Consider the following 19,538-nt stretch of genomic DNA (forward strand, 5'->3'; position numbering starts at 1 on the left):
TCAGGGCCAATCAACTTTTACCTTGCTGCATAAGTGACACACCATTGATGAAACAGTCCCAAGCTGTGGCTCGGGTGGCGGGGTAGTTCATCCCTTGGATGCAAAACGGAACTTATATCAAAGGACCAACAAATTCGGAGGCGCAGGGCCACTACAAGTACCGCAAACGTCCTATCTCCGTGACCCGCCTGCGCAGGCAACGGATGATCCCATGGCTACTTTGTGCTTTTTAGGTTTGGGGTAGAGCGGGTTCGGGAAGGTAAACCTTGCCGCCTGAGGCGCGGAATTCGGCGGACTTTCCTGCCATCCCGGCGATAGCTTCCTGCGCGGCGGCGCCCCCGAATTGGTCCCTGATGTCCTGGGAGATCCGCATGGAACAGAATTTCGGTCCGCACATCGAGCAGAAGTGTGCAGTTTTCGCCGGTTCGGCAGGAAGTGTTTCGTCGTGGAACTGCTCAGCCGTCTCGGGGTCCAGCGAAAGCGCGAACTGGTCACGCCACCGGAACTCGAAGCGTGCCTTTGAGAGGGCGTCGTCCCGCTCCCCAGCGCCCGGATGTCCTTTGGCTAGATCGGCGGCATGCGCGGCAATCTTATAGGTGATCACTCCGGTCTTGACATCGTCCCGATTGGGCAGGCCGAGGTGTTCCTTCGGCGTCACGTAACAGAGCATGGCGGTGCCGTACCGGGCGATTTCGGTCGCCCCAATTGCCGACGTGATGTGGTCGTAACCTGGCGCGATGTCGGTGACGAGCGGGCCGAGGGTGTAGAAGGGGGCCCCGTTGCACAATTCCTGCTGCCTTTCCACGTTCTCCCGGACCAGGTGGAAGGGGATGTGGCCAGGTCCCTCCACCATGACCTGGACGTCGTACGCCCAGGCCCGTTTCGTTAGCTCGGCAAGGGTGTCCAGTTCGGCGAACTGCGCGGCATCATTGGCGTCCGCGATGGACCCGGGTCGCAGCCCATCACCGAGTGAGAAGGCGACGTCGTACCGGGCGAAAATCTCACACAGTTCATCGAAGTGCGTGTACAGGAAGTTTTCTTGATGGTGAGCTAGGCACCACCCGGCCATGATCGATCCACCCCGGGAGACGATGCCAGTGACGCGCTCGGCGGTGAGTGGAACGTAGCGCAGCAGCACTCCGGCGTGGATGGTCATGTAGTCCACGCCCTGCTCGCACTGCTCAATAACAGTGTCGCGGAAGATTTCCCAGGTCAGGTCGTTAGCCTCGCCGTTCACTTTCTCCAGTGCTTGGTAGATGGGTACGGTGCCAATGGGCACCGGGGAGTTGCGGATGAGCCACTCACGGGTGGTGTGAATGTCATCTCCTGTTGAAAGGTCCATGACGGTGTCTGCGCCCCACTGGGTTGCCCACTGCATTTTGCTGACTTCTTCGGCGATGGAACTGGTGACCGCCGAATTGCCGATATTGGCGTTGATCTTCACGAGGAAGGCCTTGCCGATAATCATCGGCTCCGATTCGGGGTGATTGATGTTGTTGGGGATGATCGCGCGCCCGGCTGCGACTTCGGAGCGGACCAGTTCGACGTCGCAATTTTCGCGTAACGCGACAAACCGCATCTCCTCGGTGATGACCCCGTGACGCGCGTAGTGCATTTGCGTAACGATCTTCCTGTCGCGGGAGCGCAGCGGGATGGGCTGCACACCCTTCCATTCCTGGCTGGCACGGCCGCGGCGGACCGCCGACTTGCCGTCGTCGAACAGGTTCCGTTCGCGCCCCTGATACTGCTCGACGTCGTCCCGGCCGTCAATCCAGGGCCGCCTCAGCGGCGGCAGGCCCACCACCGGATCACTGCCCGGACCGGCGGTGCGGTAGACGCGAAGTGGTTCGTTAGGACGGTTGCCCGGTGAGTTTTCGAGGGCGATTTCCGTGACCGGTACAGCCAGCCCATGCTCGGAATCGTGAACATACGAAAGGGACTGTGAATTCATAGCACTCAAAGGTTCCTACTTCCTTCGCCGGCATTACCCGGACAGGTTCAACGGTCGCGGACTGCCTCAGCCCGATCTCAGCCCCTGCAACAGGGCACCCGTGTGGATAAAACGACCCTAACACCCCTACCCAGAAAAGTGGGACCTGCGGTCCGGCCCCAACACAATGAACAAACTCGAATAAATCGATTCGAACGGGCAACTTGTGGGAGCAATGAGTGATAACGATGGCCGTAGATAATCCGAGCATCAAACGCATCCTTTCCCGGTATTACCCGGACAGGTTCCTGCGGCCAACAATGCTTTCATTCGCCCTGTTTGCCTAGTAGATGCCCAAGCTCCCGTTCTACCGGAAGTGACCGTAGTCTCGCTGCTGCCTAGGCTTAACCCTTCGGAGACAGACACCCTGCAAAAGGGCTGTTCCTAACCGCATCCGTTGGGGACCCTGGCTCTGTTCTACGAACGGGATGCTGAAAGGCTAGGGTGGCAGTCAAGCACATCGCCCTGCGTCGCTATCGGGGGTATCAGCCGCGTTGACGTACGTTCATTGCGTGATGCCGGTGCCGCCGGGGCGGCCGTTGTTTCAGCGGTCTGCGCAATCGACGATCCCCGGACCGCAGCCGAATCGCTTAAGGAGGAATGGTGTTACTAGAAGCTTCAACGCTGCACCGCATACCGCGGGTCCTCAGCATCGCCGGAACAGACCCGACCGGTGGTGCCGGGATCCAGGCCGACCTGAAAAGCATCGCCGCCATGGGCGGGTACGGAATGGCGGTCGTCACGTCCCTCTTGGCACAGAACACCCTCGGTGTCCGTTCCGTTCACACGCCGCCGGCACATTTCCTGATTGAACAGCTCGAAGCGGTCAGCGATGACGTCACTATCGACGCCGTGAAAATCGGCATGCTGACAGATGCGGGAACCATCACCGTCGTCCGGGACTGGCTCCGCCAAGTGCACCCGCCGCTGGTAGTACTGGATCCCGTCATGGTAGCCAGCAGCGGGGACAGGCTCCTGGCTGCCGACGCCGAAACCGCGTTACGGGAGTTGGTGAGCCAAGCGGATCTGGTCACCCCTAATCTTCCCGAACTCGCGGTCCTGGTGGATGAACCAAAGGCCGAGGATTGGCCTGCAGCTATCGAACAGGGCAAGAAGCTGTCCACAGCATCGGGAACAATCGTGCTCGTCAAAGGCGGCCACCTGTCAACAGAATCCAGTCCCGACGCACTCGTCGATGTCACCGGTCGGATAGGTCGTGCCAGCGAAAGCGTCGTGGAATTCATCCACCCTCGGGTTACAACCAAAAACACTCACGGAACCGGGTGTTCCCTGTCCTCCGCCGTCGCTACCGTCATGGCACGCACCGGTGATTGGGCCGATGCCGTCCGCCAGGCGAAGAACTGGTTGCAGGACACACTCATCCACGCCGACGAATTACAGGTAGGACACGGCAACGGGCCTATCAACCACTTCCACCAGCTATGGGCCGCGGCCCATACCCTGCAGCACAAACAGGACAGCAGCACGCCTTAAGGAAGAGGGCGTGTCCTATCGGTTTCGGGCCCAATAAGTCCGCCGATGAATACGAGAATCCCGGCGAGAACGGGCAATAGATGATTCGGTGCCATCCGTAGGTGCCACCGGACTACCGACGAGGGCTCATGCCAGCTGGACTCCTACCCGGGGACCCAACCATGGGTTTCATGATCCCAAGTGCTGACCTCGATGCTTACGCAGACAAGATGCGCCAGCTTGTGGGAAAGGGTACGGATTTCGAGGTCGACGCACGGTTTATAGACATGCTGGCCCACCGCAACAGTCGGATCCTCGATATAGGGTGCGGCATCGGATCGGCAGCTAACGCACTGCGTCAGAGCGGGCACAGGGCTTACGGCATTGATCCGACTCGGGCGGTTCTGGATGTGGCCGAGGACATTTTCGATGGAGGTTGGTATCGACAACTGGCAGTGGAAGAACTATCCGACGAGCGCCTGCGCGCCGAGGGTCTTCCCGACCGGTACGAGGTCATCCTGATGTCAGGCAACGTGCCAGCGTTCCTTTCTGAAGAGATTTTGGAGGACGCTTTCAGGAAGGTCTCTGGGCTGTTAGTAGACGGTGGTTTGTTTGTCGTTGGTACCACCGCTGCTACAAGGGGTGGTCCGAAGGCCCAAGACGCCGCGGCAAGGCTCGCAGGATTACTGTTCCTGAATCGATTCTCCGATTGGCACCTCAGCTCCTTCGAACAGGACTCAGCCTGGTCGGTGAGCGTTCATTCCAAACCAGGTGCGCTAAACGCTCATACCGGACCCGACGGGATCTTCATCCTGAAGCACTGACACCCGAATAGCCGGTCTCAGTGAACCGTCCCGGGAATCATGCCGCCTGTTTGTTGGCGGCGGCGTCGGGTGACGGACCGGCTTGTAGATCATAATATGTTTGCTCGTATTCCTCTGCTGCAACCCGGCTCAGTTTTTCCCGTAGCTCTGCCCGGGGGCGGGGGCGAAGTGGGTGGTTGCCGGCGCCGAGTTGATCGTCTGGACGATCCGTTCCGCCAGCGCACGTAGTTTGATCTGTTGATGCCTGGCAGCCCGCCGGAGTATTTGAACCGCTTCAGCCTGGGTGCAGTGGTTCTGGGCGATAATAATTCCCACAGCCATGTCAATGTTCGTGCGTGATTCCATGGCTGCGTGAAGATCCGCCGCAGCGTCTCGATAGAACGCCAGTTTAAGGGCCAGCTCAAGGCTGCTGGCGGCCTCACCCGCGTACAGTTCAAAATGTTCAACAACGTTCGGGGTGAAAACCTCGGGCTTGCGACTGTAGAGGTTGAGCGCGACCCCGTCGTCTCCACCGATCACCACGGGTATGGCAAGGATTGAGGCAAACCCGCGGTCCTCCAAACCTTGGAAGAACACCGGCCATCGCCTATCGCTACGGACATCTGCGACAACAACAGTCCGCCCGGTCCGGGCAGCTTGGATGCAAGGACTGTCGCTGTAACCGTGCTGAACCTCATCCAGTTCAATAGCCTCGCCGCTGCTGCCCGCGGTCACAAACCGGTCCCTTCGTTTGAGGGTGATCCCACACAGAACCTCGACCTTCGGACCCAGGATTTTCGACGCGTGCACAGTGAACGCCTCGAGGAACACCTCGACATTCTCGGACCGCAGAATCAGCTCCTGAAGCTGCGCTGCAACCGACCCCACACCCTGGCCTTCTGCCATGGCTACAGTCTAGAACCGGCGGCACCACGCACCAGGGTATGTGGACCATATTCTCGCTGACACAACAAAAGCTGACACAACAAAGAGGCAGTTTTTCTGACATTCATGTCCGGCCCTCGGCTAACCTTTAGTGGGCTGGGGTATTCATTGATATCGCTGGGAACTATACGCCCCCTGGTGTACAGGGCAGTCGGTCCCAGGAAGCGAGTTGAAGGCTATTCATGGATGCACGAACACAGCAGCAGCTCACCGTCGCCGGTGCGACCCAGACCCGAATGAAACCGGCCCAGTTGTGGATCGAGTACTTCGCCCGGGGTGGAGTGCTGTCCCAGATTGAGCTGGAGGCCTACCTGTTAGGCGTGGTGGGCTTGCCCCCGGTTGAACGAGACATCCTTGCCCTCACCCTCAACGAAATTCTGCAGAACACCACTTCGCAGTACCGCGTCCCCTACAGCACCGACGCTGAGGTAACGAGTACTAACAGTACGGGTCAGATGATTTCTGGCAGCCTCGATCAGGCGCAGGAGATTGTGGATCAGGCGCTCAGCGATTTGGGCGCCGCTGGTGTGTCCTTCCTCCTGCCGGGAGAGGCCGAATATCAGCGGCTGGTGGCCGTTGACCAGACCGGTTTGGTAGACACCGCCGCCGAGGAACGCTTCGACCGGATCACCCGTCAGGCACAGGAACACTTCGGGGTCAGCTCTGCAAGCGTGGCCCTGATCACTGACCGGAGGCAGTTCCTCAAATCGGTTGTAGGACCGCTCGGTCAGAACACGCCCCGGGACGTTGCGCTGTGCAATGAAACCATCCGCCGGGCCGGTCCGCTGATCATCAACGACACATTGGCCGATCTGCGATTTAGGGACAATCCACTGGTCACCGGCGAACCGCGCATCCGCTTCTACGCCGGGTACCCGATATTCGGGACGAAAGGGTGGGCCGTTGGCACTTTCTGCATCATCGACCAGAAACCCCGGGGCTTCTCCGCAGACGACCAACAAGAACTCAAAGCCCTAGCAATGATCATCCAACAGGAGATCAATAACTGAGGAATGGGCTGCGGTATCGATCGCAACGTTGGCTGGAATGCAAGCGGTGCGGTGCTCGGTGATGTCGGTCATCCACAATTGATCTAGCGCCGTCGCCGTGAAGTTCCGCTGGACATGATCATCGTGGACCGGTGGGCCAGCTTTGCGGGTCAGACCGCGTTTTTTGGTGAAGACGGACCAGATGCGTTGGCTGCTGCACAACCGGGAGACCCCGTTGTCTCCGACGGTGAAGCCCCGAACTTCGAGTTCGTCGGCGATGAACCGGTACCCGAACGCGGGGCCGCGTTGAATGTGATTTGATACCGCACCCGTCGAGCGCGGAAGTGCAAGGAGGATCCTTGGGCCACTCAGGTGAGGATCGAAGCGAGGAGGGTCACTGATCGGGTGGACCTGTGTTCTGCCGTCCGACGACGGTGGGGTAGACCAACCAGAGTAGGGCTGCGGCGACCAACAGGCCGATCAGGACGACTAGTGCTGCCGTTCTATCAAGCACGATGTCAAAGACGAGGGCAGCACCGCCGGCCGCGAGGAGGGCAGTGCCCAATAGCGAAAAACGCACCAACACGGCACTGCGTTCGACTATCTGCCGTTTGAGGCGGCGCCGGAACAATGACCGGTGAAGACCGATCGGTCCCAGCAGCAGAACAATCATCACTGCAGCGATAATCACCAGGATCAGGTAGGTGACACGCTGGACGTCGTCGAGGTCGTCGAACGTGGGTTGAAACGGGATCGTGAATAAAAAAGCAATAAGAATTTGTGTGCCCGTTTGCATCACCCGCAGTTCCTGCAGCAGTTCATTCCAGTTCCGATCCGACTGCTCCTCAAGGGTTTCCTGTCGAGTCTGATCCACGATGGTCTTGTCGGCTGGCTTTTCCATAAGTCTTCCTCAATGTGTTGCAATGCCTATAAGAGCGCAGGGTACCTGAACCTCTTCACACCCGGATAGGGCCGAATGTCCGGACCGAAGATTACTGTTATCCCTTTCAAGCAGCGGGTTCCATCTCGGGCTCATATGGATTTCCCATGGAAGGGATCGGATACTCAGCCCAGGGGAGGCGATGGTCCTGAGACCACCATTGCCGCCTCGGGGAGCCGCGTTCGTACCGTGGCGAATCCGCCCGAGGGAGTTCATAGTCGTTCGTCGCGAGGCATCTCACGCGACTACTAGTCAATTTCGATCTCGCGACATTGCACGCATTAGTCATGTGCGCTTTCGTCATTTCCTCGATGAGATATTCGAGAAAGGAGGTTCGTACATCATGAGTCTCACGGCTTCAGAGCGTACACATCTCTGTATTGGTCTGGGACTCACCCGAGACTTCGTCCTATATCGGGACCGCCTGTCTTCTCAGTCTGATCAAACCCTCAGGACAGGTAGTAGGTCTCCGGCAAGGGCGACGGTGCCGAGCAGGTGCGGCAACAACAGGGCAGAAAAAGGGGTGTGCACATTGTGCACACCTTGGGTGTCGGACTGGGGCGGATCGGTGCCGGTTTGGGGAGGTTTGGGGAGGTTTTCGGGGGAGGCCAGTGTTTGCAAGGGCTGAAAGCCGGTTCAAGTCCCACTTCGGGCACAGTGTTTCCCCTAGTCAGAGGCTGTTTCGCTCTCTGACTGTGCACAAACTGGCTCAGATGGTGAACAGGGTGTGCCTGTTCTGGTGGGTGGGTTACCGTTTCCAGTGCAGGGTCACCTCCTTTCTCTCCTGAAGCCCTTGGTGGGCTTTCTTACTACTTCATGGCGCAGTGGCGGGGAAGGTACATGACTTTGGTAAAAGTTCTTTCGAACGATTTTCCCTCCTGGTGCCGTTCTGATAGAGGAGTCACTGCTGGGCATGAGGGGCCGGAGTGCAACTTGGGGGACCGGGAGAGGGCCGAACTTTTGGGAGGAGATGAGCGACGGAGGAGCGCCGAACGAAAGTTTGGTCAGCTCCCGGCGCATCGCGCCCTGATTGCGCGGAAGACCCGCCCAGCAACAATGGGGATCAGAATGACACACCGCGATGATGCTTCTTCCCGATCTACCTGCCCTGGCAGGTGCGAGTGCGAGCTGTTGTCCGTAGCTGGCCTTTATGAGTTCTGGCCCAATCCCGAGTTGCCCGAGGAGCACCCGGATAAGTGGTTGGTCACTGCCACTGCTATTTCGACGTCGGCCACCGACGCGCTGGGGCATATCCACGAACGCTCACCGCTGATCATCCTCAAAGTCCTCCAAGCGGACTGGCTGGACCCGGCGACCACGGTCAAGAACCAAGTCCGAGAGCTGGTCAGCTCCGTGCCCGAGCCTCATCTGGTGCCCCGAGTCATCGGCAACGAAGTCGGCTCAGTGGGCACAATGGCCCACAGCTCATCGAATTAGCCCAATAGCTTGCCAATCACACTTGAGCCACCAAAGCGAGACAATTTCTCGGGCGGGGTATACGCGAATCTCCTAGTCAGACGGCACTAATGTCTTAACCGAAAACCTGGTTAGAAACGTGCGTTGCGGTGGGGGACCGGCTTGCGGAACAGCGCAATCGCCACTCAAGTCTGTGATTAGTCGCCATTCCTAGCGGACAGTCACACCAACAGTTCGCCCACAACGCTGAGCGAACCAGAACTCATCTCCAACGAGTAGAAGCGGAACATAGAAACCGGTACTGATTTCCGCTACGTAATCGGGCATGTTTCTGCTGGACTGACCAAGTTACGCTCCGTGATTGCGGATACGAACGAATTCGTTACAACCCGCTGTCCATCGCAGGCAGAAAGTCTACTGGGGAACGGTGCGCCCGTTACTAAGTCGAGGGGAATAGCTCAAAGAAGGAGCGGCCACAGCAACCGGAGCGTAGGCGTCGCATTTTCCGGATCATCTAGCGTCCTTGGGTGCTGGTCGGCGGTCCCGCGCGTAACCTCGGTTGATGCTTGCCTGGCGATGGATAGCGAGGCGGATGATCTCGACATGGTCGAGGTGCTCGATCTCCCGGCGGATAAGGAGTACTACCCGTCGTACGGGCGTGGGATCGACGAGTGGCCGTGCGGTCAGCCCTTTGGGAAGGTCACCAATGGCGAGCCGGGGTAGTACCGTGACCCCGACTCCTGCCGTGACCATGGCCAGAATGCCGTAATGGTCTTCAGCTCGGGCCACATAATTGGGGGTAAAGCCGGCAGCCTGGGTGACATGGTCAATGACTTCACCGGTAGGCCCGCCGAAGACGTCGAGGTCGACCATCGATTCTGCTGCCAACTGGACAACCGCCATCTCTGCCTGCCGAGCCAAGGGATGGGCCTGGGGCAGAACCACCATGTAGTCGTCATCGATGAGCTTCTCCCGCCGGTATCCGGGCACTCCGATAGGCCCGGCATGTCCGGGTTCATTGGCAATATCGACATCGCCGAACCGGCGTTCGGCACTCATCAGCGGCTCATTGGTCATGATGTTGAACTGCAGGTCCGGGAACTGCCTGACTGCCTCACGTAACACCCCGGGGATCCACTCCTTAGCTACCGATGAGAAGCATCCGATCGCCAGTCGCGACCGAGGGCCGGACCTGACCGCCTCGGTAAAGGCGGCAAGCCTGTCGGCTTCGGCGAACAGCGCCTCAGATTCATCGGCGAGCCGTCGACCGGCCTCGGTGATCTCGATTCCCCGCCCGACCCTGCGGTAAAGCGGAAACCCCACAGATCTTTCCAAGGCGATGATGTGTTGGCTGACGCTGGCCGGCGCGTACTGGAGATTGCGGGCAGCACCACTAACGGAAGCTGTTCTCACCACCGCCCGCCAAACCCTTAACCTGTTCAAATCCCACACCCCACCATCATAAGTCGTCACCTTATGGTTGTACGCGATCATGTGCTTTTCATTCTGTTCAAGACCAGTCACTCTGGGAGGACCGGGTACAGGAGGACGAGGCACAAGGAGTCGACCATGGGCGCACTGATATTTCCACTTTGCACTGTGGGCGCGGTGTATTTCGGCATCGGACGAGGCGCCTGCCCGCGGGCAGAACGCCTCCCGTGGCATGAGCTTGACCACGGTGATGTGCTGGCCACGCTGCGATGCGGCTGGCATGCTCTCGGGCAGCATTCCGACCTGGCCCGGGTGATGGGTGAGATGCAGCGGGAGCACCGGTGACAGGCGCAGAATACTTATCCTTCCTCGGAGCAAGCATCATCCTGGCGCTGACACCCGGGCCGGACACCTTCCTCATGTTGAAATTCGGTACCCACCATGTGCGTACCGGACTCATCTACACCGCAGCCGTCACCCTGGGCGTCATCGTCTGGGCGGTGCTCGCACTGACGGGAGTCGCGGTGCTGCTGGAGCAGTTCCCTGGCGTCCGTACTGGCCTAACGTGGATTGGCGGCAGCTACCTCACGTATTTGGGTATATCAGCCCTCTACCAAGTGAAACGCAGCCGGAAGGGCAGGAACCGCAGCGCCTGCCCTTTCAACTACTAGTGAACTGCCGACCCGCTACTCGGAAGGAACCGAGAACGATCGGAGTGCGACCGCTGGCAGCTCAGGCGATGCAATCACGGCTGTGCCCCGAACATCTACAGCCGGTGACGGCACAAGGAACACTGCCCGCTCCGTGTTCCGCACTGGCGTCATCAGCTCACTAACGAATCCGAAGACCGGCCTCTTCTTTCTGGCACTACTGCCACCATTTCTCCCGCAGTCGCCCAGTCCGATCGACCACACCCTGCTCGTGGCAACAGTTGCCGGCTGCATCCTGCTCTACGGTGCGCTACTGTCCGCGGTTGCCGACCGGGTCGGTCGGTCACTCACCGCCGGCTCCGGACCGATCGTCATTGATGCCGTAGCAGGTGTAGTGCTCATCGTCCTGGGTATCACGGTCGTGCTGATCTAACACTGCCGATTAGCCGTCAGCCACCAAAGAGCTAGCCAAAACAATCACCGATGTGTTCGCCAAAGCCGCACGCTCAACCCTCGTCAATCGGAATCAGTTGAACCGCCATACCAGACCGCAATTAACCGCTATTCCCAATTAACAGTCACAACTGACCAAGTTACGCTCCGTTATTGCGGATACGAACGAATTCGCTACAAGGTGTGCATCGCGGGCAGAAAGTCGGCTGGGGCCGGATGTCCGTTATCGAATCGAGGGGAACAACCTAAAGAAGGAGCGGCCACAACAGCCGGAGCGTAGGCGTCGCCCTTTTCCGGATCATATAGCGTCCTTTGGGAGTTGGGGCAGCAAGCGCTAGGCCGAGACCAGTTCGTGCCAGTCCGCCACGAGGGGTAGGTTGTGGGCCTCGGACACGGAGTGGTGGGCAACATGACCGGCAGCGATGTTCAGGCCGGCGGCGAGGGCGGGGTCGCGGTCGAAGGCGGCCTTGACGCCCAGGTTCGCGAGGGCCGCCGCATACCGAAGAGTGACGTTGGTAAGCGCGTAGGTGGAGGTGTTCGGCACGGCGCCGGGCATGTTGGCCACGCAATAGAAGATGGTGTTGTGGACCTTGTACGTGGGTTCCTGGTGCGTGGTGGGGCGGGTGTCCTCGAAGCAGCCGCCCTGATCCACGGCAATGTCCACCAGGACTGAGCCCGGCTTCATGCGGGCCACCAAATCGTTGGTCACCAGCTTGGGCGCCTTGGCACCGGGGATCAGGACGGAACCGATCACCAGGTCCGCGTCCACCACTGACTTCTCGATCTCGTACTTGTTCGACGCAACCGTCTTGAGTCGGCCCCGGTACAGGGCGTCCAGTTCACGCAGGCGGTTGATGTTGATGTCCAGGATGGTGACGTCGGCGCCGAGGCCCAGGGCCATGGCGGCCGCGTTGGTGCCGGCTACGCCGGCACCCAGGACAACCACGTTGGCGGGCCGGACGCCGGGTACGCCGCCGAGCAGCACGCCCTTGCCGCCGGCAGGGGCCAACAGAGAGGATGCGCCCATCTGCACGGAGAGGCGGCCGGCTACCTCGGACATGGGGGCCAGCAGAGGGAGGGCGCGGCCTACCTGCACGGTTTCGTAGGCGATGGCGGTGACGCCGGAGTTGATGAGCTCCCGGGTGAGTTCGGGTTCGGCGGCGAGGTGCAGGTAGGTGAAGAGGATCAAGCCCTTGCGGAAGCGGTGGTACTCGGACTTGATGGGTTCCTTGACCTTCATGACCATGTCAGCGCGGGACCAGACATCGTCCGCTTCGGTGACGATCTCTGCGCCGGCGATGGCGTATTCCTCGTCCGTGATGCCCGAGCCTAGCCCTGCGCCGCGCTCCACCAGGACCGCGTGGCCGTGCGTGCGGAACTCATGGACTCCGGCGGCGGTGATCGCCACCCGGAACTCGGTGTTCTTAATTTCTGCGGGGACACCAATGATCATTTCGTAGCTCCAGTCCAGACTCTTCTGAGGCCGCCGGATACTCGGTGTCCGGGCTTCCCCTTGACAGCCTTTGTAAGGGCGGCGTCTCAAATTTAATTACATTAGTATTGTTGACAATACTACACAAAGCGTTGGGTTGTGTAACCCAGCTCACAGCGAAGCGTCCCTTGATTTAGTGGCCGGCGGGGCCGGACGAGTGGAGACGAAGCTTCGAGGCCACTTCGGCCGTCATTGACCTGGGGCCAACCCACCCTCGAAAAACACGGCGGGCGCACCCTTGAAGGTGTCAAAGCCTGCGTCGTCGCACGGCTCCTGGCCCTCGCAGCGGAATCTGGCATAACTGGCTGACCGGCACGCCCCGAAAAGGATCGCTGATCGCCAACGACCACTGAATCCAATAGCAATTAAACATCTAGTAAACTATTAAATTGTCAACTATGAGACAGGATGGCAGTGGTCGCTAAAAGTTCCAGAACTCAACCGGGTCCGCTTGGTGGAGCTCATCGCAGCAAGGACGGAAACAGGATGAAAAGGGGAGCCTTAGGCTCGGTCGTACAGGAGTCCACTCCGGTCATTATCGCCCGCAAAATCCGCGATGCTATTGCCGGCGGTGACTTCGCTCCGGGCGTCCAGCTCGGAGAAGCTGAACTGGCCAAAGAACTCGGCGTTAGCCGCGGCCCTCTGCGCGAGGCCATGCAGCGCCTCACCCAGGAAGGGTTGCTGGTCAGTCATCGAAACCGGGGCCTCTTTGTGGTCTCGATGGACGAGGACGACTTCCGGGACATCTATCTGGCCCGCTCCGCTGTTGAGGCTGCCGCCATCAGCCGCGTGATCAGTACGGACCCCCAGGGTAGCGCCGCCAAGCTGATGGAAACTGTGCGAGCCATGGAGGACACCGCCGAGTCCCCGAACAGCGAGGCGATGACAGAAGCGGACATGAGCTTCCATGCCCTCCTGGTAGAGCTCGCAGGGAGTCCACGCCTGAAGAAAATGCATGACACACTTTTGACGGAGACGCAGATGTGCCTCAATGCCCTCAAGAGCACTTACGACACGGCCGATCGGCGTATTGCCGAACATAAGGGCATTGCAGAGGCTATTTCCCGCGGTGACTCGGACCTCGCCGAGAAGCTCATGGCCGAGCATATGGATGACGCGCTGATGCGGCTGATCCCCTAATCGCCTTCGATACACCCTGAGCCTTCCCAGAAGGGCGCCGGTGCAATGTGCCAACGGCCCTTTGCTGTGCCCCGATAACTTTCCTACCTGTTGCCTCGACAAGGGGACAGGGGCGTAATCTGATGAACGACACATTTGCTCCGGGCGCGGGGTTCACGACTCCAGACGAAACGTCCCGAGCAGGCAAGAAAGTGCTCCATCGGGCCATCGCTGCCTCGGCTATGGGTAATGCCACTGAATGGTTCGATTATGGCGTTACGCTGTAGCCGCCACATACATCACCGCCAACTTCTTCCCCCGGCGAAGGCGCCGTGGGAAGAGTCTGGACGCTCGCCTCCTTTGCCCTTTCTTCCTGGTGCGGTCGCTGGGCGGGCTGTTCTGGGGTCCCCTGGGCGACCGGATGGGACGCAAGAGGGTCCTGGCGCTGACCATTATTGTAATGGCAGCCCCGACCTTCGCAATTGGCCTTCTCCCGACGCACGCGCTGGTCGGCTGGCTGGCCTCGGCCCTGCTGATCCTGCTGCGAATGATTGAGGTATTCTCAACCGGCGGAGAGTACGGCGGTGCGGCTGACTTCATGGCCGAATACGCGCCGGACAAGAAGCGCGGCTTTTATGGCATCTTCCTTTAGTTCGGCACGCTGGGCGGCTTCGCCCTCGGTTCCCTCGTTGTTCTGCTCTGCATGCTGATCCTGGGTGAAGGTGCCATGACCGAAGGGGGCTGGCGGCTTCCCTTCCTGATTGCGGTCCGGTGAGTATTATCGGCATGTACCTGCGTAACAGGCTTGAAGTCACCCCGGTTTTTCGGGAACTGGCGGCCAGCGGAGAGCCGGAACCGGCCACGAGCACAGCTGCAAAGGACCTGGTGCGGCATTATTGGCGCCCCCATGCTGGCGCTCACCTACATGCCTACGTACCTTGAGGGTTCGGTGGGTATGGTTGCCAATACGGTGCTGACTCTGATGTTCGTGGGGCAGATTGCCGTGATGCTGATGATTCCGCTGGCCGGCGCCCGCTCCGACAAGATCGGAGGCAAGCCAATGTGGTTTCTTTTCCTTGATTGGCCTGTTTGTGCTGGCCATCCCGATGCACATGATCATGGCTAGCGGCTTCTGGTTTGCGATGCTTAGACGCGCGGGATGGCCATGTACTTGATCTCCAGGAACTCGTCCAGACCCACGCGTCCGCCCTCACGGCCCAGGCCGGAGGCCTTGATGCCGCCGAACGGAGCCGCCGGGTTGGAGACGATGCCCGTGTTCAGGCCAACCATGCCCACCTCGAGTTCGTCACCGACGCGGAAGGCGCGGTCCAGGTCCTGGGTGAACACGTAGCTGGCCAGGCCCCACGGGGTGTCGTTGGCCAGCCGGAGCACTTCCTCTTCGGTGTCGAACGGGATGACCGGAGCCACCGGGCCGAAGATTTCCTCGCTCATCAGCGCCGCGTCGGAGCTTACATCGGACAGCACAGTGGGGGAGTAGAAGTAGCCCTTACCCTCGGGACGGGACCCGCCGCAAACCACGGTGGCGCCCTTGGAAACGGCGTCATCCACGAGCTCCTGGACCTTATTCAGTGCCTTCTCCTCCACTAGGGGTCCGACATCGGTGCCGTCCACTGCGCCGTCGCCCACTTTCAGCTCACCCAGGCGCTTGGCGAGCCGGGCGGAGAAGTCGGCGGCAACGGAGCGCTGGACGAAGATACGGTTGGCGGCCGTGCAGGCCTCGCCCATGTTCCGCATCTTGGCAGCGAACGCACCTTCCACGGCGCGGTCCAGGTCAGCGTCTTCAAACACGATGAGGGGTGCGTTTCCACCCAGTTCCATCGAGGAGCGCATCACGTTCTTGGCAGCCTGCTCCAGCAGGCGCACGCCCACGCCGGTGGAACCGGTGAAGCTGACCTTGCGGGCAATGCCGCTTTCCATCCACGGGGTCACTACGTCGGAGGCCTTGGTGGTGGTGACAACGTTCAGCACGCCCTTGGGAAGGCCGGCCTCGATCAAGATGTCCGCCAGCGCCAGCGAGGACAGCGGGGTGAGGTTGGCCGGCTTGAAGACCATGGTGCAGCCCGCTGCGATGGCGGGGCCGATCTTCCGGGTACCCATCGCCAGCGGGAAGTTCCACGGCGTCACCAGGACGCATGGCCCTACCGCCTCCTTCGTGACCAGGATGCGGTTCTTGCCGTCACCGGTCGTGGTCATGTCACCGCCGATACGGACGGCTTCCTCCGAGAACCAGCGGAAGAACTCGGCAGCGTAGGCCACCTCGCCCCTGGCCTCGGCGAAGGGCTTGCCCATTTCCGTGGTCATGATCAGAGCCAGCTCGTCCTGGCGGGCCATAATCAGGTCGTAGGCACGGCGCAAGATCTCGCTGCGCTCCCGGGGCGCGGTCTTGGCCCACTGCTTCTGCACCCGGCCGGCCGTTTCGATCGCCCGGCGGGCGTCCTCGGGCCCGCCGTCGGCAACGGAAGCGATGACTCCCTCGGTAGCGGGGTTGATGACGTCGAACCGTGCGCCGGAAGCCGCTTCGGCCCATTCTCCGTCAATGTAAAGATTGGTGCTGACCTTGGCGACGGCGTCGAGCGCCTTCTGCGAGGTCTGCGGGTCGGTGGTTGCCTGGATGCTCATGAGGGATCCTTTTCGTGGGTGGAAGGGAGTGGCTGGCGGCTGCGCCGGGAGTTTACTGCCGCCTGTTCGCCGGGGTCTAAAAGTTGGGCCAAATGGCGGCCCTGCCTGGAACCATCGAGCTGCTTGACCTGCATGGCGCAGGAGAAGCCGTCGGTGAGGACCACAGTGTCGACCTCCGTCTGGCGCAGCGCCGGGGCCAGCGACTGCTCGGCCACCAGCATGCTGACGTCGAAGTGCTCCTTTTCGAAACCGAAGTTACCGGCCACACCGCAGCAGCCGGTTGCGTCCACGACGCTCTCCACGCCCACCGCGCCGAGCGCCGAACGCTGGATGCCGGCTCCGAAGACGGAGTACTCGTGGCAGTGTGTCTGCAGCACCACTCGCTCCGGAAGGGGCTCTGCCGGTGCGGGTATCCAGCCGGTTTGGGTGAGCTCTTCTATGTGCGATGCGAAGCTGCGCACGCGGGCTGCCACCCGGCGGGCCTGGTCCGTGTGGACCAGCTCGGGAAGATCCTTACGCAGCGCCGCGGCGCAGCTGGGTTCCACCACCACGATGGGGCGGTCCGTGCCGTCGTCGAGCGCCACTGCCGCTTGGCCCATCAGCTTCCTGGCGGTGTCCAGCTGGCCGGTGGATATCCAGGTCAGGCCGCAGCAGGCGTCCGCCGAGCATTCCGTCGTGGAACCGGAAGCGGCAAGAACACGCGCCGCGGCACCTGCCACCTCCGGCCGGAAGCCGCGGGTGAAGGTGTCCACGAACAGCACCACGCCGTCGGCATCCGGCCCGGCGCCGTCGTCGTACTTGGTAATGGGCCCGACGCCGGAAGCTGCCACTTCGCGGCGCCACTCACCGGCACCCGCGAAGCGGGGCAGCGCCCGCCGGGTGGTGAGCCCGCCCAGTGCGGAGGCCGCCTTGGCGAGCGGAGTGGACATCACAGCGTTGACCAGCGGCGCGATCCGCCCCGTGAGTTTGAGCCAGCGGGGCAGCCAGCCCAGAGACAAGTGCGACATCGGGCGGAGCTTGCCCGCGTAGTAGTGGGAAAAGAATTCGGATTTGTAGGTGGCCATGTCAACGCCGGTGGGGCAGTCGCTGGAGCATGCTTTGCAGGACAGGCAAAGATCCAGGGCTTCGCGGACCTCCTCCGACTTCCAACCTTCCTCCACAGTGCGGGCGCCGCGGACCATGTCCTGGAGCACGCGGGAGCGGCCGCGGGTGGAATCTCTTTCATCCTTGGTGGCGCGGTAGCTAGGACACATCACGCCGCCGGAATCCGTGCGGCAACGGCCCACTCCGATGCAGCTCTGGATCGCGTGTACCCAGGGGTCCGTGCCGCTGCCCGCGGATTTTTCCGGTGCGTCAGTCTCGGTGGTGGATCCGCCGCCGGCGCCGAGCGGGCGCAGGTCGAAGCTGGTGCGCCACTGCCGCTGCGGAATGCCCTCCAACGCCAGGTTACCGTCCATAGGATCAGGATCGGTCAGGGAGCCGGGGTTGAGTATTCCCTCCGGGTCCCAGGCGCGCCGGTAGGAGGCGAAGGCCGCCAGCATGCGCGGGGAGTACATCAGCGGCAGCAGTTCGGAGCGTGCCCGACCGTCACCGTGTTCGCCGGAGAGCGAACCGCCGTGGCGGACAACCAGTTCGGCGGCTTCCTTGGTGAAGCCGCGGAACACGGACCGGCCGGCCTCGGTGCGCAGGTCATAGGTGATGCGAATGTGCATGCAGCCGGCACCGAAGTGGCCGTACATAACGCCTGTGAGGTCGTGGCTGGCCAGTAGCTCACGGAAATCCGAAAGGTAGCCGGCCAAGTTTTCCGGCGCGACCGCGGAGTCCTCCCAGCCGGGCCAGGATTCACCGCCGGTGGAGAGCCGAGCGGAAAGCCCTGCGCCGTCCTCGCGGACACGCCACAGGGAGGCCCGCTCCTGCAGGTCCGGAACTGTGCGGCCGTCCACTAGCCGGCCGCTTTCCTTGAGCCGGGCCAGCAGCCGGTCCGCTTCGGCGCGGACCTCGTCCGGGTTATCGCCGTCGAGGTCAACATAGAGCCAGGCTTTGCCCTCCGGCAGGGCCGTCACGGAGCCGTCCCCGCGGCGGAAGCGCATGGTGTCAACGATCGCCTCGTCGATGCCTTCGACGGCAGCCGGTGAGAACTCCAGGATGGTCATGATGTCGCGCGCAGCGTCCACCACGTCTGCATAGCCCAGGCACACCAGCAGGGCGGTGGCGGGCTTGGGGACGAGCTTCATCCGGGCGCCTACAATGATGGCGCAGGTCCCTTCGGACCCAGCGAGGGCGCGGGCAATGTTGAACCCGTTTTCCGGCAGCAGGTTGGCCAGGTGGTACCCGGAAACCTGGCGCTGGATGCGGGCAAGCTCAAGGCGGAACTCGGACAGGTGGTTGTGGGCCAGGTCCTTGAAGGAAGTAGTCAGGGCGGCAGCGCGGGCGGCGGAGGCCCTGTCCTTAGGGTCCGTGGCACGCAGGCCTGTGCTAGTGGCGGTGAGCCGGGCGCCGTCGGACGTGACTACGTCGATCTCTGCCACGTGGTCAGAGGTCCTGCCGTAACGGACGGAGTGGTTGCCGCAGGCGTCATTCCCCAGCGAACCGCCCACGGTGGCGCGGTTCTTGGAGGACGGGTCCGGGGCGAAGGTAAAGCGGTTGCCCGTTGCCTTCTCCACTTCGCGGGAGAGGACAGACAGAACCACACCGGGGTCTACGGTCACGGTGCCCGCAGCCTCCTCGATTTCGTGGATCGAATTCATGTGGTGGGAAAAATCCAGCACGACGCCGGGACCCATGGCGTTGCCCGCCATGGACGTCCCGCCGCCGCGGCCGATCAGCGGCGTTGCCGTTTCACGGCACGCGGCAACAACCGCGACGACGTCCTCCACTGTCCGCGGAAACACCACAGCCAGTGGGGCCACCCGGTAGTTGGAGGCGTCGTAGGAGTATTCCGCGAGGCGGCGCGGAGAGCTGTCCGCGGCCACACCTGCCGATGCCAGGCGTGCCAGCACAGCCGGCTGACCGGGGTCAGGCGAACCGGAGCGGCGGGTGCCCGTTGCCGGGCGCGCGGGGGAGTGAACGGCATCAACCATGGTTGATTCAGGCCCCAGTCGTGGCGGGCACGGCTCCGGTGACGGCGCCGACGGCGTTTTCGAAGCGTTCGAGGCCGGTGGTGATTTCGTTGGCGGTGACGACGAGGGCGGGGATGA

General features: G+C 61.4%; 18 protein-coding genes, 2 pseudogenes and 1 riboswitch. Of the genes and pseudogenes, 12 read left to right on the forward strand and 8 right to left on the reverse strand.

What is annotated here, in order from left to right; genetic code table 11:
• Positions 1-229: 229 nt before the first annotated feature.
• Positions 230-1,951, reverse strand: a complete 1,722-nt coding sequence (thiC, locus tag ACX80T_RS10370; RefSeq protein WP_156911348.1) for a phosphomethylpyrimidine synthase ThiC — start codon at positions 1,949-1,951, stop codon at positions 230-232.
• 2 nt (positions 1,952-1,953) lie between these two features.
• A riboswitch (TPP riboswitch) is annotated at positions 1,954-2,063 on the reverse strand.
• 324 nt (positions 2,064-2,387) lie between these two features.
• Here thiC and ACX80T_RS10375 point away from each other — a divergent pair.
• The 3 genes from ACX80T_RS10375 (at position 2,388) to ACX80T_RS10385 (ending at position 4,287) form a co-directional block, all read left to right on the forward strand.
• Positions 2,388-2,603: a thiamine phosphate synthase gene (locus tag ACX80T_RS10375; protein WP_084442919.1), complete on the forward strand. Its 216-nt coding sequence runs from the start codon at positions 2,388-2,390 to the stop codon at positions 2,601-2,603.
• On the forward strand, positions 2,591-3,484 hold the full coding sequence (thiD, locus tag ACX80T_RS10380; RefSeq protein WP_024477256.1) for a bifunctional hydroxymethylpyrimidine kinase/phosphomethylpyrimidine kinase: 894 nt from the start codon (positions 2,591-2,593) through the stop codon (positions 3,482-3,484). The genes ACX80T_RS10375 and thiD overlap by 13 nt, the downstream gene beginning before the upstream one ends.
• A 170-nt stretch (positions 3,485-3,654) precedes the next feature.
• A complete protein-coding gene (locus tag ACX80T_RS10385; RefSeq protein WP_024477257.1) occupies positions 3,655-4,287 on the forward strand; it encodes a class I SAM-dependent methyltransferase in 633 nt (210 codons plus the stop codon).
• Between the two features lie 129 nt (positions 4,288-4,416).
• On the opposite strand, the gene ACX80T_RS10390 is transcribed toward ACX80T_RS10385, so the two are convergent.
• On the reverse strand, positions 4,417-5,172 hold the full coding sequence (locus ACX80T_RS10390) for a GAF and ANTAR domain-containing protein (RefSeq protein WP_024477258.1): 756 nt from the start codon (positions 5,170-5,172) through the stop codon (positions 4,417-4,419).
• A 221-nt stretch (positions 5,173-5,393) separates the two neighbouring features.
• Here ACX80T_RS10390 and ACX80T_RS10395 point away from each other — a divergent pair, with 221 nt between their 5' ends.
• The gene (locus ACX80T_RS10395; protein ID WP_024477259.1) at positions 5,394-6,221 is read left to right on the forward strand and encodes a GAF domain-containing protein; all 828 of its coding nucleotides are present in this window, start codon (positions 5,394-5,396) and stop codon (positions 6,219-6,221) included.
• Between the two features lie 45 nt (positions 6,222-6,266).
• On the opposite strand, the pseudogene ACX80T_RS10400 reads toward ACX80T_RS10395, so the two are convergent.
• Together ACX80T_RS10400 and ACX80T_RS10405 are read right to left on the reverse strand one after the other, a co-directional pair.
• Positions 6,267-6,500: pseudogene (locus tag ACX80T_RS10400) on the reverse strand (IS3 family transposase); the annotation flags it as partial.
• 94 nt (positions 6,501-6,594) lie between these two features.
• Positions 6,595-7,101, reverse strand: coding sequence for a DUF6328 family protein (locus ACX80T_RS10405; protein ID WP_019483900.1), 507 nt, complete (start codon positions 7,099-7,101; stop codon positions 6,595-6,597).
• 1,170 nt (positions 7,102-8,271) lie between these two features.
• Here ACX80T_RS10405 and ACX80T_RS10410 point away from each other — a divergent pair.
• Positions 8,272-8,577: an SOS response-associated peptidase family protein gene (locus ACX80T_RS10410; RefSeq protein ID WP_051317599.1), complete on the forward strand. Its 306-nt coding sequence runs from the start codon at positions 8,272-8,274 to the stop codon at positions 8,575-8,577.
• 489 nt (positions 8,578-9,066) lie between these two features.
• On the opposite strand, the gene ACX80T_RS10415 is transcribed toward ACX80T_RS10410, so the two are convergent.
• Positions 9,067-10,050, reverse strand: a complete 984-nt coding sequence (locus ACX80T_RS10415) for a LysR family transcriptional regulator (RefSeq protein ID WP_459304368.1) — start codon at positions 10,048-10,050, stop codon at positions 9,067-9,069.
• Positions 10,051-10,125: 75 nt separating this feature from the next.
• On the opposite strand from ACX80T_RS10415, the gene ACX80T_RS10420 reads away from it, so the two are divergent.
• From ACX80T_RS10420 to ACX80T_RS10430, 3 genes are all read left to right on the forward strand, one after another.
• On the forward strand, positions 10,126-10,332 hold the full coding sequence (locus ACX80T_RS10420) for a hypothetical protein (protein WP_459304369.1): 207 nt from the start codon (positions 10,126-10,128) through the stop codon (positions 10,330-10,332).
• Positions 10,329-10,658 carry a LysE family translocator gene (locus tag ACX80T_RS10425; protein WP_459304370.1) on the forward strand — a complete coding sequence of 110 codons (330 nt, stop codon included), beginning with the start codon at positions 10,329-10,331 and terminating at the stop codon, positions 10,656-10,658. The genes ACX80T_RS10420 and ACX80T_RS10425 overlap by 4 nt, the downstream gene beginning before the upstream one ends.
• Positions 10,659-10,791: 133 nt before the next feature.
• On the forward strand, positions 10,792-11,070 hold the full coding sequence (locus ACX80T_RS10430) for a LysE family transporter (protein ID WP_459304371.1): 279 nt from the start codon (positions 10,792-10,794) through the stop codon (positions 11,068-11,070).
• A 354-nt stretch (positions 11,071-11,424) separates the two neighbouring features.
• Here ACX80T_RS10430 and ald read toward each other — a convergent pair whose 3' ends face one another.
• On the reverse strand, positions 11,425-12,543 hold the full coding sequence (gene ald, locus ACX80T_RS10435) for an alanine dehydrogenase (protein WP_459304372.1): 1,119 nt from the start codon (positions 12,541-12,543) through the stop codon (positions 11,425-11,427).
• A 240-nt stretch (positions 12,544-12,783) separates the two neighbouring features.
• Between ald and ACX80T_RS10440 the strand changes: the two are divergent.
• The 4 genes and pseudogenes from ACX80T_RS10440 to ACX80T_RS10455 all read left to right on the forward strand — a co-directional run.
• Positions 12,784-12,935, forward strand: a pseudogene (locus tag ACX80T_RS10440) (IS982 family transposase); the annotation flags it as partial.
• 133 nt (positions 12,936-13,068) lie between these two features.
• Complete coding sequence (locus tag ACX80T_RS10445; protein ID WP_024475854.1) at positions 13,069-13,722, forward strand: GntR family transcriptional regulator; 654 nt, start codon at positions 13,069-13,071, stop codon at positions 13,720-13,722.
• Between the two features lie 238 nt (positions 13,723-13,960).
• Positions 13,961-14,353 carry an MFS transporter gene (locus ACX80T_RS10450; protein ID WP_237742080.1) on the forward strand — a complete coding sequence of 131 codons (393 nt, stop codon included), beginning with the start codon at positions 13,961-13,963 and terminating at the stop codon, positions 14,351-14,353.
• A gap of 255 nt (positions 14,354-14,608) precedes the next feature.
• On the forward strand, positions 14,609-14,827 hold the full coding sequence (locus tag ACX80T_RS10455; protein WP_024475856.1) for a hypothetical protein: 219 nt from the start codon (positions 14,609-14,611) through the stop codon (positions 14,825-14,827).
• 20 nt (positions 14,828-14,847) lie between these two features.
• On the opposite strand, the gene ACX80T_RS10460 is transcribed toward ACX80T_RS10455, so the two are convergent.
• Both ACX80T_RS10460 and ACX80T_RS10465 read right to left on the reverse strand, forming a co-directional pair.
• The gene (locus ACX80T_RS10460; RefSeq protein WP_019482251.1) at positions 14,848-16,341 is read right to left on the reverse strand and encodes an NAD-dependent succinate-semialdehyde dehydrogenase; all 1,494 of its coding nucleotides are present in this window, start codon (positions 16,339-16,341) and stop codon (positions 14,848-14,850) included.
• Entirely contained in the window at positions 16,338-19,421 is a 3,084-nt protein-coding gene (locus ACX80T_RS10465; RefSeq protein ID WP_459304373.1) for an FAD-binding and (Fe-S)-binding domain-containing protein, read from the reverse strand. The genes ACX80T_RS10460 and ACX80T_RS10465 overlap by 4 nt, the downstream gene beginning before the upstream one ends.
• Positions 19,422-19,538: the final 117 nt, after the last annotated feature.

The sequence above is a fragment of the Arthrobacter sp. Sr33 genome (genome assembly GCF_054511195.1).